Below are 21,106 nucleotides of genomic sequence, written 5' to 3'. Positions count from 1 at the left end.
CCGATGGCTACTCTTCTGCGCGAAATTTTTGCCAAGCCGGTTGACCGTTCGATCGATGGGGTGATTAAGGCTGATGACAAGGCCAGTCTCCTAACTGAGCTTGACGAATATGTCATCACCAATGAGATCGGCACCCGGCTGGAACAATTCCTGGATGCCTACAACAATTACGACACCGCGAACGGCGTTTGGATTTCCGGCTTCTTCGGATCAGGCAAGTCTCACTTACTGAAGATGCTCGCCCTTCTGCTGGAGAACGATGAGATCGAAGGGCATCGAGCCATCGATATCTTTGAACGAAAGCTTGCGAATAATCCAATGCTAGCGGGATCTTTACGCAAGGCAGCGTCGATTCCGTCTCAGTCGCTATTGTTTAATATTGACCAGAAGGCGGATGTGATTTCGAAAACGGACGTCGATGCTCTTCTTGCCGTTTTCCAGAAGGTCTTTGACGAAATGGGCGGCTATTATGGCAAGCTGCCGCATATCGCTCAGTTTGAGCGTGACTTGGACAGTCGTGGCGAGCTCGAAACATTCAAGGCGGCCTTTGCGCTGTCTTCCGGCAAACCTTGGGAGCGGGGACGGGAGCAGGCTTTGATGGAAGGCAAGCACATTGCTGCGGCTTTCGCAGAGGTCACGGGCGATGAGGTCAAGGATATTCTGGTCCAGTATCGTAAGGATACGAAGGTCTCGATCGAGGATTTTGCCAATATGGTAGGATCATGGATTGAGACTAAGGGAGCGAAATTCCGCCTGAATTTCTTTGTTGATGAGGTTGGACAGTATATCGCCGACAACGTAAAGCTAATGACAAACCTGCAGACCATCGCCGAAAGCCTCAATACGAGGTGCAGGGGGCAGGCTTGGATTGTCGTAACTGCCCAGCAGGATATGGGTTCAGTTATCGGTGACTTGACGTCTCAGCAGGAGAATGATTTTTCGAAGATCCAAGCACGCTTTGCTAACCGGATGCCACTGAACTCGCAAGATGTGGCCGAGGTCATTCAGCGCCGCCTTTTAGCCAAGACCGAGGGTGGCCAGATCACCCTTGGCAATCTTTACGATGCTGAGGAGAACAACCTGCGCACTTTGTTCGATTTCGGTGATAATTCCTTCAAGTTCAGAAATTTTTCCGGAAAGAGCCAGTTCGTCGCGAGCTATCCGTTCCCAAATTATCAGTATGACCTGTTCCAGCGCGCGATCATGGGCCTCTCCCAGCACAACGCCTTTGAAGGCAAGCACAGCTCGGTCGGCGAACGCTCTATGCTGGGGGTTTTTCAGGAGGTGGCTAAAAAGCTGGCAGATACGCCGGTAGGAGGGCTTGCTACCTTCGACCTGATGTTCGAAGGGATTCGCACCGCCCTAAAATCATCGGTTCAGCAGTCGATCCAATTGGCCGAAAAGAACCTTAGCGATGATTTCGCCGTTAGGGTTCTGAAAGTGCTGTTCCTTGTTAAATACGTCAAGGAATTCAAGCCTACTGCCCGCAACATATCCATCCTCCTGTTGTCTCGGTTCGAAGCTGACCAGACCGAGCAGCGCCGCAATATCGAACAGGCTTTGTCGTTGTTGGAGCGCCAGACGCTGATTCAGCGCAATGGCGAGGTCTACGAGTTTCTCACCAATGAGGAGAAGGACGTCGAGGCCGAGATCAAGGCAATTGCCGTTGATCCCGCCGAGATCGAACGGCAGCTTGATGAGCTGGCGTTCGGTGCGATCCTCCGTCACGGGAAGATCAAGCATGCCGGAACGGGTGTCGATTACGCTTTTACCCGCAAACTCGACGGGCACAGCCTGAACCGGGAGCATGAGCTTTCGGTAAATATCGTCTCGCCCTTCAGCGACGATTCTGACACGCCGAATGTGGTTCGTTCGAACAGCATGGCACGCGATGAGATGGTTGTCCTGCTGGGACGTGACGTGCGCTTCACCCGCGATCTCGTCCTCTGGCTCCAGACCGTAAAATTTGCCCGTCAGGTCACCAGCGGCGACGCCCAGCCCGGCCGCGATCGTATCATTGCGGAAAAACGAGACCAGAATACGCGGCGCGAAAAGGAGCTGGTACAGCGACTACGCGGCCTAATTGCAGATGCACAGCTCTTCGTGCGCGGAGCCGAGCTGGAAATCGGAGGAGAGGACCCGCAGGAACGCCTGGTCAAAGGTTTCCAGGTCCTAGTGGACAAGGTGTATACCAGCCTGCCTATACTGCGCGGCGCTACTTACACCGAAGCCGATCTTGGGCGCGCAGGACGTGTCGATGGCGGGCTTTTTGGCGGCAGCGGTCTGACCGAGGCCGAGCAGGACGTGCTGAATCATGCTCAGGCCCAGATGCGGCTCGGGACCCGGGTCTCGGTTAAGGCTTTGATAGAAAAGTTTAGTGCCAAACCTTACGGCTGGCCTTCTATTGCAGTATTGTGCCTGACCGCGAGCCTTGTCGCGCGCGGAAAGCTCGAAGCTCGGGTTGACAGTGTTCTGCTAGAGAGCGATGCGCTCGTGCCGCAGCTGCGCAACAGCCATTCCCTTGCTAACATTTTGCTCTCGCCGCAGATCGAATTCACTGCGGTCCAGATTCGCAAATCCCGCGAGCTGTTTCAGGCACTCTTCGATTTGCCCTCCTCAGGTAATGACGCCCGCAGTCTCGGGGCGGAATGGCAAGGCCAGGTTCGCAAGCTGACCAGCGAACTGGAAGGCCTTGATCTGCAGACGGCTGGCTACCCCTTTATTGCGGCCCTCGATCCTTTGGGGGCTCTGCTCCACACCATGCGAGATCAGCCGGCGACATGGTTCATTACCGGCCCGGTTAGTCACGAAGATCAGTTGCTGGATGCCAAGGAGGATATCCTCGACAAGGTCCGCAGCTTCATGGCTGGGCCGCAGAAGCGCATCTATGATGAAGTCCGAGCATTCCTGATGGCACAGGATCAAAACGTAACCTTTGCCGATGATACTGCCGTCGATACCTTGCGTCATGCGTTGGCAGATCCCCAGTGTTTCAAGGGCACCGCAATCCAAGAACTTAAGGCGGATTTCTACGCCCTGAAGGAACGCATCGAACAAGCGGTTCTAGCGGAGCGCAAAGCCGCCACCGCGGCGATTGAGAAGGTCAGCGAAAAAATCGCCCAGACCTCGGAATTCCGCGGACTACCGCCAGAGCAGCAGAAGCGTATCCGCGATGAAATTGCCGCGCAGAAAGCCGGCGTGGCCTCGCAAACCTTGATCCCAGCCTTGCGACATCGGGCGACAGAGGTGCGTTCCAATCTCCTGGCCGACACGCTCACACGGATCGCGGAATTGTCGCCCGCGCCGGCGCCGGCTCCCGCCCCGCAGCCCCAACCTGCCGACGGCGTGGCCGAACCACAACCAGCGCCATATACACCGCCGGCACCGGCAAAGCCCCAATATGTCAAGGCTCAGTCGATCACCGTTCCCTTCGCGAAAACCTATCTCGAAGATGAGGACGATGTGACCCTCTACCTTGATGAGATGAAAAAGACCCTGCTGGCCGAGATCGGCGCGGGTAAGAAAGTGATTGTCTGATGGATACCAATGCGCTGAAAAAGTTTGCGCAAAGTGCGCGCAACCTGTTGATCGATCAGGTCACTGCCCGACTAGACATGGTGCTGGCTGATGGTGCCCCGGCTCGCCGTGAACACCCCAAAGCTGTTGCCAAGCTGGAAGCTGCCGCCAACATCAACCGTGGCCAAGTGATCGAACAGGCGGCTTACACATGGTTCAACCGCTTCACCGCGCTGCGCTTTATGGATGTGACGGGCCTGACCAATCCGCGCGCCGTATCGCCTTCCGACGGCGCCATCCGGCCCGAGATTTTGGCCGAGGCAATGGCGGGTAACCTGCCGGATCGCGCCCGGCCTGAGATTGCCGAATATCTAAACGGCACCCGCCCTGCTCATGATGGGCAGGCTGAGGCCTATCGGCTGCTGCTGATCCATGCCTGCAACGAATGGCACGGTGCGATGCCCTATATGTTCGAGCGCGCCGATATGCTCGACCGTGCGGAGGACTATACCGAACTGTTGATGCCGGACGATCTGCTGTCGCCGGACAGCATCCTTGCCCGCTTGCGTAAGGTTATGACGGAAGAGGCATGCCAGGATGTGGAAATCATCGGCTGGCTTTACCAGTTCTACATAAGCGAGAAGAAAGATCTGGTCTTCGCTGGGATGAAGAGAAACCAGAAAATAACAGCGGAAGATATTCCAGCCGCGACCCAGTTGTTCACTCCCCACTGGATTGTTCGCTATCTGTTGGAAAACTCGTTGGGGCGGTTATGGCTGCTGAACCGTCCGCAATCGAAGCTTTCGGCAAAGATGCATTACTACATCACGCCGCAAGGGCCAGAGGCGGATTTCCTGAGGATCACGCGGCCCGAGGATATTCGCATTTGCGATCCGGCCTGCGGCTCGGGACATATGCTGACTTATGCCTTTGACCTACTCTACGAAATCTATGCCGAGGAAGGCCATGACGCGGCTGAAATTCCCGGCCTGATCCTGCAGCACAACCTGACGGGCGTCGAGATTGACGACCGCGCCGGAGGGCTGGCGGCTTTTGCGCTATCGATGAAGGCGGCGGCAAAACTGGGGCGGCGACGGTTCCTGCGGATGGAGGCGAAGCCCGCCATTATTGTGCTACAGGATGTACGCTTCACGCCTGCTGAGCTGCAGGACTTGGTCGCTGTGGTTGGCGACGATATGTTCACCAAGGAACTACGCGAGACGCTGGAGCAATTTGAGCAGGCCAAGAACTTCGGCTCGTTGATCGTGCCGAAACTGCGCGATCCGGCTGAGGCGCTGCGGGTTGTGGAAGCACGGGATTTCCGCGCCGACCTGTTGCTGAAGGAAGTGCAGGCGCGCGTGGTGACCGCTCTTCGTATGGCCGAGGCATTGTCACCGAAGTATCATATCGCTGTCGCCAACCCGCCCTACATGGGCGGCAAAGGTATGAATGGTATTCTAGGAGACTTCGTCAAGACTAACTATCCGGAAAGCAAAACTGATCTCTTCGCCGTCTTTATGGAACGGGCGGTTGGACTTTGCGTCCAGCACGGCTTAATGGCGATGATCAACATGCAATCATGGATGTTTCTATCGTCCTACGAAAGGCTTCGCGTAAAATTGTTGTCGGATTCCGTGATTTTGTCGATGGCGCATTTGGGCGAACGCGCTTTTGACAGCATTGGTGGCGCAGTAGTTTCGACCACGGCATTCGTAATAGAGAACGCCCGTAGATTAGACCACGAAGGCATTTTCATCCGTCTTATTGATGGAAATTCCGAGGCTGCAAAAGAGGCACGGCTCAAAGAGGCTATCCTAAACCCCAATTGCGGCTGGTTCTATCGCGCCTCGGCGGCTGATTTCACGATGATCCCAGGAGATCCAATTGCCTATTGGATGTCTTCGGAAGTGAAGTCTGCTTTTGCCGCGGGCATACCACTCAAAAGTCGCGGCGACACTCGCCAGGGCATGGCGACCAGCGATAACAATCGATTTTTAAGAAGCTGGTGGGAAGTCGCGTTCCCGCGTATCTTTCTTGTGGCGGTCTCGCGAACCGAAGCCAAAGAATCTCAGGCCAAATGGTTTCCCTATAATAAGGGTGGTGGATATCGAAAGTGGTACGGCAATGTTGAGCACGTCATCAACTGGGAAAGCGACGGCAGGGAAGTCGTTGAGTACGCGGCTTCACTCTATGGTAGTGCTACCCGCACTATCAAGAGCATGTCTGAGTATTTCAAACCAAGTCTGAGCTGGTCAAAGATATCTAGCGGAAATCTCGCATTGCGCTACTATCCAAGCGGGTTCATTTTCGATGTGGCCGGGTGCTGCATATTCACGCCTGACGATGAAACTCGCCTAAAGCTTACGGGTTTCATGAACTCCCACACAGCGCGAAAGCTTTTAACTGCAATATCTCCAACTCTCAATTTCGAAGTAGGACATATTGCTTCGCTCCCAATTATTGATGAATTTGCAGGGATACCGTCCAAACCTATTCAGCAGCTCATTGACGAAACGAAATCCGACTGGGACTCCGACGAAACCTCATGGGATTTCACTACGCTTCGGCTGCTCGCCCCCGAGCATCGCGCCGAGACGATGGCGGCAAGCTACGACTGCCTCCGCACCCATTGGCAGGGCATGACGGACGAGTTGCAGCGGCTGGAAGAAGAGAACAACCGTATCTTCATCGATGCCTATGGTCTACAGGACGAACTTACCCCCCAAGTGATGATTGAGGAAATCACCCTCAGCTGCAACCCGGCCTATCGCTATGGCGTTCAGTCCTCTGAAGAGGACCGTGAGGTTCGACTGTTGCAGGATACGGTCGCCGAATTCCTACACTATGCCGTGGGCTGCATGTTCGGGCGCTACAGCCTCGATGCGCCTGGTCTGATCCTCGCCCATCAGGGTGAGGGAATCGAAGATTACCTTGCCCGCGTGCCGGAGCCCAGCTTTGCCCCCGACCGCGATAATGTGATTCCAGTTCTGGATGCCGACTGGTTTGCCGATGACATCGTTACCCGCACCCGTGAGTTTCTGGGCGTTACCTTTGGTGAGACGATGTTACGCGAAAATCTCGCCTTTATCGAAAAGGCGCTCGGCAAGGATTTGCGCCGGTGGTTCACTAAGGACTTTTTTGATTATCATGTACGCCGCTACAAAAAGCGCCCAATCTACTGGATGTTCTCTAGTCCCAAGGGCAGTTTTAACGCGCTGATCTATATGCACCGTTATCGGCCCGACACCGTCTCAGTTGTGCTAAACCAGTATGTACGCGAGTTCATCCACAAGCTGGAGGTTGAACGCACCCGGCTTGAAAAGCTAGCCATCGATTCTGCAGCAACGCCGGCCCAGCAAACAAAGGCGCAGAAAGAGGCAGGCACGGTCATCAAGCAGATCGCTGAGCTGACCGAATGGGAACGGGATGTCGTCTACCCCATGGCGCAGAAGAAAAACCCCATCGACCTGAATGACGGGGTGAAGCGCAACTATCCGTTGTTCGCCGGCGCGTTGAAACCGATCAAGGGGCTGGAGGCGGCTGATGACTGACCGCATCACCGCTGGCCTGATGCGCCTCTATGAGGATCAGGGGCACCGCATCGTTTTCTGGTACGACGCCGCACGTGATCTGCGCGCAGCGTTCGATACGGTGGACTTGCCCGGCGTGAAGAAGGTGGAAATCGCCAACAATGAATTCGGTCTAAAATACCGCATGTTGCGACAGGAGCCGACGGCCCGATTCCTGCTCTATAAGGAAGGCCCCGAGCCGCTGATGCCGGAAAACTGGCTGCTGGATGTGCAACTGGCCAGTGCCGTCTTCCGCGCTGATCAGGCGGCGATCTGGCGCGCTGATCTGGGCATCCCGGAAAAATACGAAGCCGCCGTGCGGGATCACGCCGAATTCTACCGTTCGGGCAAGCGGCTGGAAGCGCTGCGCGCAATCGAGCGTGAGCGCCCGTCGCAAAGCGCCAACGATGTCCGTCGCAAGATGTTGGCAATCTGCGCCGGCGCGGATGGCGATTTGGATGCTGTGATCGAGGCTTTGCTGGCCGAACTGGCGGATCGCCAAGATGATGCGCTGCGGCTTATCGAGCGAGTTGGACTGACGGAGTTTTTCTGGAAGGCGATTTCGCTGCGTTATGGCTATTCTGCTTCCGAGCCCGATTTTCACGATTTCGCCATCACGCTGTTTTCCAGCGCCTGGGCGCGGGCCATGGGGGAGGCCGCAACCTTGAATACCGATGCCGCGCTGATGTTCCGCCGCTGGAGCGCTTCACGCCGGTGGGGTGAGGCGTTCGAGAAGCTGTCGGGCGACTATCAGAATGTCTTGAAGATCAGAGATGATCTGGCTTCGCGCGATATCCGCCTCCTGATCCCGCATGACCATTTCGAGGAAGTGGACCGGCGGATCGTCGTTGCCATCGTAGAGGGGCTGGCCCAGCATAGCCTACCAGCGACAGATGTGCTCAAATGGGCGCGCGATCGCCGCCAGAGCCATTGGTATAGCCGTTACGCGGATGTCTATCAGGCCATCGGCTATGCGACTGAGTTCCAGCAAGCCCTAGCCGAAGCCGACCTGACGATGACCAGTCCGTCCGATGGCGTGAAGCGCTATTCCGCGAGCTGGTTCCGGGTGGACCAGCTCTATCGTAAGTTCATCTATCACATGCAGAAAAGTGGGCAGTCAGGACTGCTGTCCGCTCTCTATGAAACGGTCGAGAACCGCTACACCACGAACTTCGTGCTTAAGCTGAACGATGCTTGGCAGGATCATGTTACCCGCCTGACCAACTGGGCGGTTCCGGGTTTCCCGCGCCAGGGGGATTTCTACCAGGAACAGGCTGCTGAATATCGACGCAAAGATCAGAAGGTTGTCGTCATCATCTCGGATGCGTTGCGCTATGAGGTGGCCGAGGAGACGCTGCGCGAGATCCGCAAGCTTAATCGCTTTGATGCAGATCTTAAGCCGATGATCGGAGCCTTGCCCAGCTATACCCAGCTAGGCATGGCGGCGCTCCTGCCGCACCGTCGACTGGCCATCCGCGATGACAATGATCTAGTGCTGTTGGATGGGGAAAGCAGCATGGGTTCAGCCGCCCGCCAGAAGGCTCTTGCTGCAGGTCGAGTTGGAGACCGAGTAAAGGTTCTGGCAGCGAAGGACTTCATGAATCTCGGGTCGTCAGAGGGCAAAGATCTCTTCCGCGAGCATGATATCCTTTATGTTTATCACAATCAGATTGACGCAATCGGAGACAAGCTCGCCACCGAGGAGAATGTTCCCGCAGCAGCAGAAACCACCATAGACGATCTGGTGAAGCTGGTACGCAAGCTGACCTCGGCCAATTTCTCGAACATCCTGATCACCGCCGATCACGGCTTCCTGTGGCAGCACAAGGCTCTGGAAGAGAGCGGCTTCGCGCTGAGTGAGCCGGAAGGCGACATCGTCACACGCAGCCGGCGCTTCGTGATCGGACGGGGCCTCAGCACCAGCGGTGGGATGAAGAAGTTCACAGCCGCGCAGCTTGGCCTCGAGGGCGAGCAGGACATACTGATCCCGAATTCAATCAACCGCCTGCGTTTAAAGGGATCAGGCAGCCGTTTCGTTCACGGCGGAGCAAGCCTGCAGGAGATCGTGCTGCCGGTTCTGCGTGTGGGCAAGCAGCGCAAGGAAGATGTCGGGCAGGTATCAGTGCAAATTATTCCCCCGGCCCGCGCCCAGATCACCACCGGCCAGATCCAGGTTGCTTTCTATCAGGCGGAGCCAGTCACCGAGAAGCAGCAGCCCCGTCAGGTGCATGCTGCAATCTTCGCCAGCGATGGAACCCTCATTTCTGACGAAACGGAGCTGGAATTTGATTTTGCGTCCGAGAACCCCCGTGAGCGAGAGCTATCACGCAACTTCCTGCTATCTCGAGCCGCAGACACCTATAACAACCAGACAGTCTTCCTGAAGCTGCGTGCGCGCATCGGCAAGACCAGCCATTTTGAAGACCACGCTTCACAGCCCCTGCTGCTGAAACGTGGGATCAGCACAGATTTCGATTTTTGAGGTGCCGATGTCGACCCTAGATGACAAGATTAACGAGCATTTTGCTGGCTTCGTCGTCCGCAAAGACCTGGTGACGGCCGTGAAGGGGAATGCCATTGTCCCCACATACGTGCTCGAATACCTGCTCGGCCAATATTGCGCGACCGATGATGAAGCCTCGATCGCTACGGGCATCGAAACGGTCAAGGATATCTTGCGCAAACACTACGTCCATCGTTCTGAAGCCGGACTGGTTCAGTCGACGATTAAGGAGCGAGGCCGCTACAAGGTCATCGATCAGGTGAGCGTAGCGCTTAACGAAAAGACAGATGCCTATGAAGCGGTGTTCGAAAACCTCGGGATTAAGCGGGTCGCCATCGACAGTGCCACTGTCAAGGCTCATCCGAGACTGCTGGTGGCAGGAATCTGGTGCATCGCCGATGTGCAGTACGAGTTTTCGGAAGACAGCCGAACCTCCCCCTGGATCATCGATACGCTGAAACCAATCCAGATCGCCCGTGTCGACTATGACGGCTATCGTGAGATGCGTAACAAGTTCACCACCGAGGAATGGATTGATCTCCTGATGCAAAGCATCGGTTTTGATCCATCTTTTTTCGGCCACCGGTCAAAGCTTTTGCAGCTGCTGCGCCTAATTCCCTTCGTCGAGCGCAACTACAACCTCATCGAGCTCGGCCCTAAGGGCACTGGCAAATCCCACATTTATTCAGAGTTTTCACCGCATGGTCAGCTGATTTCGGGCGGCGAAGTCACGGTACCTAAGCTCTTTGTCAACAACGCAAATGGGCGAATTGGGCTAGTCGGCTATTGGGATGTCGTAGCGTTCGACGAGTTTGCCGGGCGCGAGAAGACGGCCAACAAGGCGCTTGTCGACATCATGAAGAACTACATGGCAAATAAGCAATTCTCGCGCGGGGTGAACCCAATGGGAGCAGAGGCCAGCTTCGCCTTTGTCGGCAACACCGACCACAACGTCCCGTGGATGCTGAAAAATGCCGACTTGTTTGAAGCGCTGCCGCCGCAGTTCCACGACAGCGCCTTCATCGATCGATTACACGCCTATTTGCCTGGGTGGGAGGTTGGTATCATCCGGGGAGAGATGTTCACTTCTGGCTACGGGTTCATTGTCGATTACCTTGCCGAAATCCTACGTCACCTTCGTGCCGAGGATTTCTCCCATCGCCCGGATCGCTACTTCACTGTTCCTGTTCAGACGCATATCCGGGATCGAGCGGCGATCAACAAGACAATGTCAGGCCTGCTGAAGCTGATATTCCCGAACGGAGGCGAGACCGAGGCTGAGGTTGAAAATCTTCTGCGGTTTGCAATCGAATGCCGTAAGCGGGTGAAGGATCAGCTTCTGCGGATCGACAGTACTTTCGAGAATGCGGATTTTCATTACGTCGCGGCGGATGGATCAAAGCGCGGCGTCACCACCTTGGAAGAAGATGAGTTTCCCCAGTATTACCATCGTCGAGCTGCCGCCGATGTGAATGGCAGTAGCGATCAATCTGAGATCACGTTAAATCCGGCTCAGCCGGCCTCAACATCGGCCACTTCTAAGGCACCGAGTGTCGATTTTACCCCGAAACCTGGGCACGTCGTTTTCGCGGAAAACCGCAAGGGTATCAGCTTCGACAAGATCTTTGGCCCTTGGACCGATGGTGCTAAGCGGATTATCATTACCGATCCCTATATTCGGAAGTTCCATCAGGCGCGCAACGTAATGGAGCTTGTCGAAATGCTAATCCGGCGAAAGCAGCCCGAGGACCAAGTCGCGGTGCATCTCGTGACTGCTTCCAGTGATGGAAATATCCAGGAACAACGCGAATGTTTGGACGGAATTACTGAGGCCTGCACGGGCACTGGTGTTGACTTTACCTGGGCTCTGGACGGTTCCGGAACAATTCATGCACGTGACATCACCACGGATACGGGCTGGAAGATGGTCTTGGATCGCGGCTTGGATATATTCCAACCGACGCCCCGCAAAATGAATGGTTTCTCGTTAGGCGAGCGAATGCAAGAGCATCGCATGATCCGAGGTCTTTATGTGACCTACGTTGAAATCTCGAAGACGCAATCTCTCTGATAAGAGTTTTCGTCTCACCGATTTATTCGCTATTTGGAACTAAGAGCCCAACCGGTAATTAATTGTGCCTTTCATGAGCTTGTGCTGGATGACTGGGGTGTAGCGACTGCAGGGCGGGCGCTGGGCTGGTTGATTGCGCACGCCGCATGGGCACCAGAGGTGGGGGGGGGCGCTATGCGGTCTATTACAAACGGGCGCATTCAAGACTCGGCATGTGGACCGCCAAGTTAATAGCTTAACTTTATTCCCGGTTGGGCTCTAAGACATTTGATCGTTTCAGTAATTAGATTTTTATGCTGGAACGAACTAATCGAACATATGAAGCCTGGAGGCTGCTCTATTCTGCGGCATGAGCTTGTTAAAGCATCTTTCCCGGTCTAGGCACAACGACCGCGCCAATCACCATATCCATCTGACAAAGGCCTGATACGAGCTTTGCATGTTCTTCAGTTCGCGCGCTATCGTCCCATATGAAGGGAATGAGCGAAGTCCAGCGGGTATCTGTCTTATAGAGCCCGACGTCCGTTGCGATTTCATCGATTATCTTCTGCATGGAAACGCCGGGCCGCAGGAACTTAACCTCAACGATTGTGCCTATGCTAGGAATGGTTAGGTCCAACCGCGGATTTTTTTGCCCAACCGGCGGAATCGTCTCCTCGTCATTCAGGTCCGCAAATAAGGGAGCCAAGATTACGTAGAGCAGGTTCTGGACATGGTATTCATTCTGGATCTCCCATCGAACTGCCGACGATTTAGGGGTCTTGGGCTTGGTTTCCCACGTCCAGCGACGAAGCGATCTGGCTACTCCCTGGAGTGCGCGCACGACATCGTTCGGCTCGAGCTTCCCTGCACGCGCCGGAATGCTGTGCTCGGCCACAAGATCAAACGCCTTCAGTTTCAATAGCGCCTCTACTTCGTCTCCTACATTCGCGGTGGTGACCCGCAGCGCGGCCCAAGCCTTCATATAGACGTCTTCGGAAAGGGTGATCCCGGCCGAACCACCGAACACCACCCGCACTTCGGGGACGAGGTCCCCCTGATCCAACTTCCCTGGCGCATCGACCAGATGGGCAGCGACGATGAAAAGGGATCGGTTGAAGGCTTCGAGGGGCAGGGACGATGCTGACCGCGTGACAAGACTTGATAGCCAGGCCGGACATTCCAAAGAGTGCCCGGAGATCGCTAGAGTAAGGCCTAGCGCCGCGACGCCATCCGCCTCGAGCGTCATTGGCCTTTGTGATTGGAACCAGGCTCGCCGCCCGAGCCAGTTTAGCCCCTCGCGAAAGGCCTCGCTCGAGCCGGTGGTCAAGCTCGCGAGTCCTAGGGTCGCGACGTCGCGTGCGGAGCGCCCGCCGGCATTTTCCAGATTGCCCGTCGCGATCGACGCTAGATCCTCCAGCTGATCCGCCGAGGCGTTGTCCAGCCAGGACGCCAATGCGCGATGATGAAGCGGGGCGTCCCGCGGCAGCGCTGCAGCCGTCGCTAGACCGGCGCGCAGCTGAGCGAGTCCAGGACCCGTCATAGGAACCATGGCCGTCGCATGATGCGGCTGACAGCCGCACCCTCGCTATCCCATCCCGGCGTCATTTCAAGTCCCGCAAGTTGCTTAGCGATCTCATCGGCATATTGAAGTGTGATCGGCACACGGGCGTTTCCAAAAGTCCTCCACGAGTGGCAGCCAAAATCCGCCACCTGTTTAGCGAGGGTTCGCATGTCACGGAACGTCGACCGCTCATGTAGGCGTAACAGAACCGGATCAGGCAGGCCCTGGAACTGTGCGTTGATCTGCTCGCGGCCAGTCATCGAAACCAGCCATTCATGATTGCTGAGCTCGACCGCCTGGCCGCGTTTTGGGCCATAGGCTCCGCGACCCTTGTCCATTGCCTGATCAAACACCGTAAATGGATGGTCCTCTGCAACATGGAGAAAGGCGAAGGACACGCGGCTGAGGCCCAGACCCTCTACTGCGTCAATGACCGCGTCGGCGGTCTCGCGGCGCATTTGAATGAATGCGTGGAAAACGAGGCGGACTGCGTCGCTAGCGCGCCAGGCCTCGTCGCGCCTGACGCGCTCGATCGCTTCAACCAACATAGTACGCAGGGCCGCGGGATATTCGTCGAATGCAACGGCCCCCGTTCGGGCATCCAGGAGATAGTGGCCCTGACTGGAGAACACGGTCGTGATGCCGACGACCCGCTCGCCCGCGCCCCGCCGCCCGTCCTTTCGCGTATGCGACCCTAAGCCGAACACCAGTTCATGATCGGTGGAAGGCCGGGACTGCAGCAACCAGGGCGTGCCGCCCAGTTTTGCATAGCTGGCCAGGCTGACATTAGCGAGCGCACAGGCATATTCGAACCGGCCCAATTCGAGCATTTCGGTCGAAAGTGCTTGAACCGGGACGTCACGTTTCAGGAAGGCGGCCTTTGCGGTCCAATAGGGGCTGTCACCGGGAAGACGTTCCTTCCACAAGCGGCGCACCTGCAGAACAGCAAGGTCCCAGGGTTGATCGGCTTCGGCAGCCGTCGCGAGTGCGGCGCGCGCCGCGGCGGTGTAGTCGGCCGCGCTATCCGAGCTGGCCTCGAAGAAGTCCACCTGCGCACGCTGTAGTTTGTAACGTCCAATGAGCCCGATTTCATGGGGTTTAAGACCATTTCGGCTCTGCGCGTCCGGCACCCCATTAAGAAGGTCAGCGATCGCGGCTGACATATTTCCGCGTTCGCGTGCCTCGCAGATAACTGCGATGCGCGGACGCTTTTTCTCGAAGGTCGAGCTGTCGTAAGGACCGTGCCGGTCCAGTCCGCCTTGCGCCCAACTCATAGTACCGGATCGGCTAGGATCGAAGGAGAGCTTGGCCTTTTCGAATACCTCAACAAAAGGAAATGGGCGTTCTGATCCCTGCGCCAGGACTTCACCAAATTGTAGGGGCACGCCATGGGCCACTTGAAGATTTCGTCGGCTCATCCAGCTCAGGGTCTTCTGAATGTCGTCGAGCTGGCGCTTCCCCTCGCGCAACGAGCCCTCGACTTGCTGTATCAACTTGAGACTGCGCTCCGCTCCATCGAACTTCAGCGCTTCCACTACTGCTCGGAAATTGCGCAAACTCGGCTCCAGAAAGGCTTCCTCGCGACGAACGCGATCGGGTCCGTCACCATGATCGTCGAGCAACAGATGGTCGCCGTCGATACCCCTGACCCGCCCGGCTAGCCGGAGCTGGTCGGCCAGTTGCTGATCCTGGCTCGGAGCCCAGGTCGATACGTAGCGCCCGAGCAACGTCACGTTGACGGCGGCCAACTCGGCGCAATTGCGATCAATCACGGGACGGAACCGCTCGGCGCACGTGAGGACCACGTAGTCGGCACGGTCGCTGGCCGAAAGTGTGCGGGTCTCGAAAACGAGCGTACGGCGCTTCTGCATCCAGTCGGGAAGGCCTGCCGCTTCAGGCACAATGTTCTTCTGCTTGATTGATTCTACCGTCGGCGGCCGTCGGCGGGTTACTCGATAGCCTCCCGGTATGGCCTTGAGGTGCCGGAAAACCGCCTCACGGGCGAGGGACGAAAACAGGCGGATGTGCGTTTGCGGATCCACGAGTTCCAGAGGCCCTGGGAGCTTCGCGTCTCCGGTTAGAGGCACGACGGCCATTCTCTGCTCGTCTAATCTTATCGCGTAGACATTATGCGGGTTGCGGTCGACAAGCGCGTGCAGTTCGTCCCTGTCATACGGGACGATCACGATGGGGAGCGGCTCGCTGGGTGTCACAAGTGCTATAGCATTTAGCGCAACTGACGGCAGAGGATCAGGATGATTTCGGAAGCCCATCAGGATTGGTCGCCTCTACAGTTGATTGCGGCCATACTAGCCGGCAAACGACCGAAGTCGATGAGATCAAGGATATAACAGGAACAGTTGCCGCGCAGACGGCGAAAATTGAATCTAAGCGTCAGCCCGTCAGGGCTGTTTACCTCAAACTCTCGCGCTGGCTGGTCAGCTCCTAGCGTCCCACGGGCACCATGTTCACGCGAGTTGAAGACGGCAGAAGCCTACCGTTCGAGCATTGTCGAATGGGAAACGTCGTTGCGCTTCGTGTTCGCTTTGACAAGCGCTGGGATGGCCGTGCTTGTAGAGTCAGGCGATCATTCTCTCGATAGCTGCACCGATCCGTTCGGCTGCGCGAAGCATGGGCTCATCGTCAAGGTGCGCATAGCGGGAGGTCGATTGCGTGATGCGGTGTCCAAGTAAGCGCCCAATCATCGGCAGCGTCTCTTTATCATTGCCGCATAGCTCACGAACGTATGCCGAAGGTCATGATCTCGAACCCCGGCCAACCTAGCTCGGTCACGGATTGACGGCGAGTAACGTCCGGTGTGAATGTCCGGCTATGGGTCAGCAGCGCCATAGAACATCCCGGCGGCCTACCACGATCGGCGGCAGGAACAACGTTTCGAGTGGCAGCGCCTCTTTGGTGATAACGACTTCTGCCACTCACAGCGCTATCTAGCCATGATCGATCAACCGCGCACTAGGACCGATATGAGCTTCAGACACGGCGCTGGCCTTACCAAGGCGATTAGAGAGACGGTGGCGGCTGGCCCCGTCGAAATGGCCGTTGCCTTCTGGGGCACGACGGCGTGCGAGCGCCTCGAATTGCCCGCCGATCTATCGTCCTACCGCATCGCCTGTGATGCGCGCTCAGGCTTCTGCAGCCCGGTCGCGCTTGGCACTCTGCTCCGGCGTGGGGCACACGTCGTCGACGTCCGCAAGCTTCACGCCAAGATTTACAAATGCCAGCAGGCGATGGTCGTTGCCTCGGCGAACGCGTCTCCGGGCGGGCTCAGCCTGGACGTCGACGCCGTCTTTGGTCTGGAGGCCGGGACGCTGGTTACAGCAACGTCGGAGCTCGACGCCGCTGCGGGGTGGCTAGATGGCCTGTTCCGAGCGGGAACACCTATTGGCCCCGAGCATATTGAAGAAATAAGCGGGTTGTGGGAAGCGCAGCGCGCCGGCCGGCCGGCTCGCAATTCGCTGATCGCCGCCATCCTTTCGAATGCAGACGATCTCGCTGATCGCCACCTTAAGGCTTACGTTTACACCGCCGACCGGCCAACGCCCGCCCATATAAAGACGTTCAAGGCTACCCCGCTGTATGATGCAGCGATCTGGGAGACCCTTGCATCTTATCCTTTCTTCTGGGGAACGATGCCGCGCGCTGTGAAGCCCGGTGATGACCTCCTCTGCTTTGAAGTCGAAGATCGATCCGTCACCTGCGAGGGCGTTTGGCGTCTCGGCGCACCGGTCGGTTCGGGTGAGGGCACCGTGTGGCCCTCAACCCTAGTCAATAAACCTCTTAGGCGGCCGCTCGGGGATGTCAGGTCGATTCAGCGGCGGCTTGCGGACGCACTGGCAGATGGCCGGATCAAGGTCGACGACAAACCAATGGCGCTGACCGAGTTCGCAGACGCGATTGCAGACCGCCACTACGTCGCCGACCACCTCGGCCGGATCGGCACGGAAGCGGCACGAGCCGCTTACGCTCTACTCATAGATCGCGCCGGATCGCTCGGTATGCACGGCGACTACAAGCGCGGTGTCGTTCCAGCTGTCGAATGGCGCGATACAAATGGCGACTACTTGTTCTCGTTCATCCCCAACCAAAGCCATCTTCTGTTCTACATCAGGAACCCCGCTCTCGTCCGGGCACCATCGCTAGCGGCCGGCGCTACATCGCTCGGCATAGACGCGCGTACAAATCCCTCGGGAGAGACAACGCTGCGCATCGCAGACGCTGGGGACGCTCGGCGCCTCGCTGACTGGCTCTCGGCGCGGCTGCCATTGCCGCGTCGAACCCGGTGACTTTTCAGCAAATCTCTTCACGAAAAAGATGTGACGGTTCAGGCGCCCGGCTTGGTTCGCTGCCGGCGTTGTTCAATTGGATGTGAGCGAATGGCGAAAGCTGGGGAAACGATTGATCACTCTGAACGGCCGTTTATGGATTAACCCCTGACGAGATCCAGCGGCTGCGATCGATGCATGTCCATCCACAGCATCAATACGTGCGACGAGTGACGGAAGTTGAGCTCCTGATCCTGAAGGCCGTAGGACCATTTCTCCCCATGCAGCAGGTTGTTGCGGATTCGATGAATGATTAGCGCCAGGGCTTTGTGCCTGACGAGCCTATGCGGTGCCGGTTCGGCAAGAACGGCGTTCTCCACAAATTCACGAGCAACCTGATTGCTAAGACGAAGCCCATCGAAGCGATGGCTCAGCTCTTTCCCGTTACGAAGCCGTTCTACGAAGTGACTCCAGCTTTCGTCTGCGCGCGCATCAGTTTCGATCAGCCCGTTGGCATGCCAACGCTCTACTGCGTCCATCATTCTCTGGGCGGTGGCGTTGCAGGCTAATACCTGCGCTTCGTAGACGCTCCATAGCATAACAAAATCCGACACTGCGCGACGTTCGCTGCGGCTGAGGTGACGATATCCCGGTCCGTAATCCCGCAACCATGAGTTCGGCGCCAACATTTTCACCCCGCCCCGTCTTCAAGTTGGATCGTGCCCTCGGCAGCTGGCGCGCGTCAGCGACCGTTGGCTTACTGCGAAAGATAGTGCCCGCAGTTCGCCACATCGGCAACGATGCAATTGGCACACAGGGGCATAGCAAGTCACCTGGGTGAAGCGGGTTGCGCCAGACGCACCAACTTCGCTGAACGATTCGTTGGGATTTCTTTGGCTACCGCGTTCGGCTTAAGGTACGTCCGCTCGAGTCCTCACGGGCCAATAGCTGACAGTCCGCTATTGGCCCAGTTACTGGCCCGCTAGAATCTGAAAGAACGACTGGTTCCGGAATGCGCGCAAGCCGTCGTGAATGTCGCTTTTGCGTACCAGTCGGCGATTTAACCATACCTCAGTAGCTGGTAGGATTAGGCGATCATCCGCTCGATCGCCGTTCCGATTTGTTCCGCTGCACCGAGGACATGATTGTCATCGAGGTGCGCATAGCGCGAGGTCGATTGAGTGTTGCGGTGTCCGAGCAAGCGACCAATCATCGGCAGCGTTTCCCTATTCATCGCCGCATGACTCGCGAACGTGTGCCGAAGATCATGAACTCGAACCCCCGGCAGCCCAGCTCGGTTGCGGATCGACGGCCAGTGATTGCCGATGCGCAGTACCGGCTTGCACAGCACCGGGTTCCAAAACAGCCACGCCACGCCCCGCTGGCGTGGCAGGGCGGCGATCACCGCACGGGCTTGATCACCCAGCCAAACGGTGCGCGGCCCTGTCTTACTATCGCGCAGCTTCAGTCGGTTGCCCTTGACGTCCGACCATTGCAGGCCGGCCACCTCGCCCGAACGACACCCCGTCAACAGCAAGAGGGTCACCGCCGACGCGACAACCGCCTTAAGCTTGTCCTCTCCGGCTCGATCCTCTGCCAGCACTTCGCCCAGCCGCTCCAACTCAGCGGATGACAGAAAGCGCTCGCAACGGTACTTCCGGTTATGACGAACGGTCCGGCATGGATTGGTGTTCTCAAGACGATAGCCCCAGCTTTCTGCCTTGGTCAGCATGTTGGCGAGGATGGTCAGGCAGCGGTTGGCAGCCCCCGGTCCGGTCTCGTCATTGAGCGCGGCGAACCACTGGGTGACATGAGCCTCGTTCAACTCGTCGATGAAGATGCCAGGGAAGGCATGGTCGAGATAGAGCCGGCGGTACACGCCGTGCGTCGCAAGAGTGGAAGCCTTCCACTGCGCCGACCAGCGCCGCCAATATTCGTCGACGAAATTATCGAAGCGTGGCGCGGAGCGGATGCGGGCGCGATCGGTCGCCGGGTCATGACCGACCTGCGCATAGGCGATCACGCGCCGTGCAATCGTCAGCGCCTGGTGCTGGCTAATGATCGTGCTCGGTGCGATCGTGATCGTGCGGAGGCGCCCAGCCATGCGGGTCTGGACGATGTAGACCTCGCGCCCAGTGGGGTAGAGACGCAAACCAAAGCCGCGCTCATGCTCGAACCAGGTCGTCGACCGAGCCTTGGTGCCGGATCGATAGGGATATGGATATTCAAAGGATATCCCAACTTCGGCCAACGATTCGCGCACGATCCTTTTGAGTGCCAGTACGGTCATGCTCGCAGCCCCATCGCTTGAGCCAGCGCGCCAGAGACCCGCTGTGCGGCATCCCCAATGACGTCGTCTGCAAGGTGCGCGTACCGGGCGGTGGTCTCCGGCAGCACGTGACCAAGCAGTTTGCCGATCGTAGCGAGGGGGACGTTGTCCATAATGGCGGTGGATGCGAAGCTGTGCCGCAGGTCATGAATGCGCACGTCGGGCATCGAACACCGCTGACGCAGTGCCGTCCACCAGCTGACGACGGCGACAGGCGCTTTGCCGGTTCTGTCTGGGAACACCAGAGAGCAATCTTCACGGCGGGGCAAGGCGTCCAAAATGGCCATCGCCTGACCGTTCAGCCAGATAGTCTTCGCGCCCGTCTTGCTATCGGGCAACGCCAGACGGGGCGGTTGCACCCACGCCCAACGTAGGTCGCGGATCTCTCCGACCCGCGCGCCTGTGTAGAGTAGCAGCCTGACGATCGCGACCTGCGCCGGGTGGGTTGCTTCCGCGTCCCGAAGCGCCGCGCCCAGTCGGCGATATTCCAGCGGCGAAAGAAAGCGCTCCTTTGGCTCGCGGGGGTAGCGGGGGAGACCCCGACAAGGGTTCGAACCCTTGCGCCGGAAATGGAGCGCCTCGGCATATTTCAGGAGACTGGCCAGCACCGGCACCGCACGATTGAAACGGGTTTCGGCGCACCCCGCACAATCGTCACGCCAGCGGATCACATCGGCTGGCAACACCTCGGCGACCCGCGTTCCGCCAAAGACCGGCGCGAGGTCGCGCCGCCATGCATCATGGTTGCGCTTGGAGGTCGAAGGTTTCCAGTAACGGGCAATGTCGTCCCAGTAGGTTTCGACATAGGCAGACAACGTCGGTGTGGCCTTCACTGACCTATGCTTGGGCAAGCCGTCCAGCGCCACCTCGGCCAACAGACGGCGCGCCTGGGCACGCGCAAGGGTTGCGTCTACGTCCTCGACCCGTCCGATCGTAACGCGGCGCTGCTTACCACGATGACGAAGCCGCACTGTCCAGAAAGCGTGTCCGCTTGGTCGAATACGGAGGCCGAACCCGGCAAGTTCCGCGTCCCAGATGACATATTCCGAAGGGCGGGCAGGATGGTTTTTGCGAGCAAAATTACCGTCCAGTAGTGCCCGTTTTTCAGCTCTGGAGGCATTGGGGACCAAATAGCCATCAGAGGGGGCCAAATCAGGTTCGCAACCGACTAAAAACGTTGATTTTTTGGGGACCAAATGGCCATCGCCAGGCCCCAAACTGCAAGCCGCTTTTGAGCGACGCACCATTGATTTTGCTAGCTTTTTTTCCATTCTGCAAGCGTAGCTTGCGTA

The 21,106-nt window shown here is 57.5% G+C and carries 11 protein-coding genes; 6 read left to right on the top strand and 5 right to left on the bottom strand.

Features of this window, described 5'->3' with window-relative positions; genetic code table 11:
* Window positions 1-3 precede the first annotated feature (3 nt).
* Genes brxC through brxL form a run of 4 tightly spaced genes read left to right on the top strand, consistent with a single transcriptional unit; the run spans window position 4 to window position 11,659 of the window.
* The gene (gene brxC / locus IFR23_RS17335; RefSeq protein WP_192976950.1) at window positions 4-3,537 is read left to right on the top strand and encodes a BREX system P-loop protein BrxC; all 3,534 of its coding nucleotides are present in this window, start codon (window positions 4-6) and stop codon (window positions 3,535-3,537) included.
* Window positions 3,537-7,067 carry a BREX-1 system adenine-specific DNA-methyltransferase PglX gene (gene pglX / locus IFR23_RS17330; protein ID WP_192976949.1) on the top strand — a complete coding sequence of 1,177 codons (3,531 nt, stop codon included), beginning with the start codon at window positions 3,537-3,539 and terminating at the stop codon, window positions 7,065-7,067. Before brxC ends, pglX begins: the two co-directional genes overlap by 1 nt.
* Entirely contained in the window at window positions 7,060-9,567 is a 2,508-nt protein-coding gene (gene pglZ, locus IFR23_RS17325; RefSeq protein WP_192976948.1) for a BREX-1 system phosphatase PglZ type A, read from the top strand. The genes pglX and pglZ overlap by 8 nt, the downstream gene beginning before the upstream one ends.
* 7 nt (window positions 9,568-9,574) lie before the next feature.
* Window positions 9,575-11,659, top strand: a complete 2,085-nt coding sequence (brxL, locus tag IFR23_RS17320) for a BREX system Lon protease-like protein BrxL (protein WP_192976947.1) — start codon at window positions 9,575-9,577, stop codon at window positions 11,657-11,659.
* A 358-nt stretch (window positions 11,660-12,017) separates the two neighbouring features.
* On the opposite strand, the gene IFR23_RS17315 is transcribed toward brxL, so the two are convergent.
* Window positions 12,018-13,094 carry a PD-(D/E)XK nuclease domain-containing protein gene (locus IFR23_RS17315; protein WP_192976946.1) on the bottom strand — a complete coding sequence of 359 codons (1,077 nt, stop codon included), beginning with the start codon at window positions 13,092-13,094 and terminating at the stop codon, window positions 12,018-12,020.
* Window positions 13,095-13,177: 83 nt separating this feature from the next.
* On the bottom strand, window positions 13,178-15,388 hold the full coding sequence (locus tag IFR23_RS17310) for an argonaute/piwi family protein (RefSeq protein WP_192976945.1): 2,211 nt from the start codon (window positions 15,386-15,388) through the stop codon (window positions 13,178-13,180).
* A 291-nt stretch (window positions 15,389-15,679) separates the two neighbouring features.
* Here IFR23_RS17310 and IFR23_RS17305 point away from each other — a divergent pair, with 291 nt between their 5' ends.
* Together IFR23_RS17305 and IFR23_RS17300 are read left to right on the top strand one after the other, a co-directional pair.
* A complete protein-coding gene (locus IFR23_RS17305; protein ID WP_192976944.1) occupies window positions 15,680-15,895 on the top strand; it encodes a hypothetical protein in 216 nt (71 codons plus the stop codon).
* Window positions 15,896-16,156: 261 nt separating this feature from the next.
* Window positions 16,157-17,506: a phospholipase D family protein gene (locus IFR23_RS17300; protein ID WP_192976943.1), complete on the top strand. Its 1,350-nt coding sequence runs from the start codon at window positions 16,157-16,159 to the stop codon at window positions 17,504-17,506.
* 140 nt (window positions 17,507-17,646) lie between these two features.
* Here the strand turns inward: IFR23_RS17300 and IFR23_RS17295 are convergent, their stop codons facing one another.
* From IFR23_RS17295 to IFR23_RS17285, 3 genes are all read right to left on the bottom strand, one after another.
* Complete coding sequence (locus tag IFR23_RS17295) at window positions 17,647-18,174, bottom strand: hypothetical protein (RefSeq protein ID WP_192976971.1); 528 nt, start codon at window positions 18,172-18,174, stop codon at window positions 17,647-17,649.
* A 398-nt stretch (window positions 18,175-18,572) separates the two neighbouring features.
* Window positions 18,573-19,775, bottom strand: coding sequence for a tyrosine-type recombinase/integrase (locus IFR23_RS17290; protein ID WP_192976942.1), 1,203 nt, complete (start codon window positions 19,773-19,775; stop codon window positions 18,573-18,575).
* The gene (locus IFR23_RS17285) at window positions 19,772-21,085 is read right to left on the bottom strand and encodes a site-specific integrase (RefSeq protein ID WP_244655755.1); all 1,314 of its coding nucleotides are present in this window, start codon (window positions 21,083-21,085) and stop codon (window positions 19,772-19,774) included. The genes IFR23_RS17290 and IFR23_RS17285 overlap by 4 nt, the downstream gene beginning before the upstream one ends.
* Window positions 21,086-21,106: the final 21 nt, after the last annotated feature.

The organism is Sphingomonas sp. CFBP 13603 (genome assembly GCF_014892665.1).
Classification (GTDB): domain Bacteria; phylum Pseudomonadota; class Alphaproteobacteria; order Sphingomonadales; family Sphingomonadaceae; genus Sphingomonas.
This window is presented reverse-complemented; position numbering and strand designations above follow the sequence as displayed.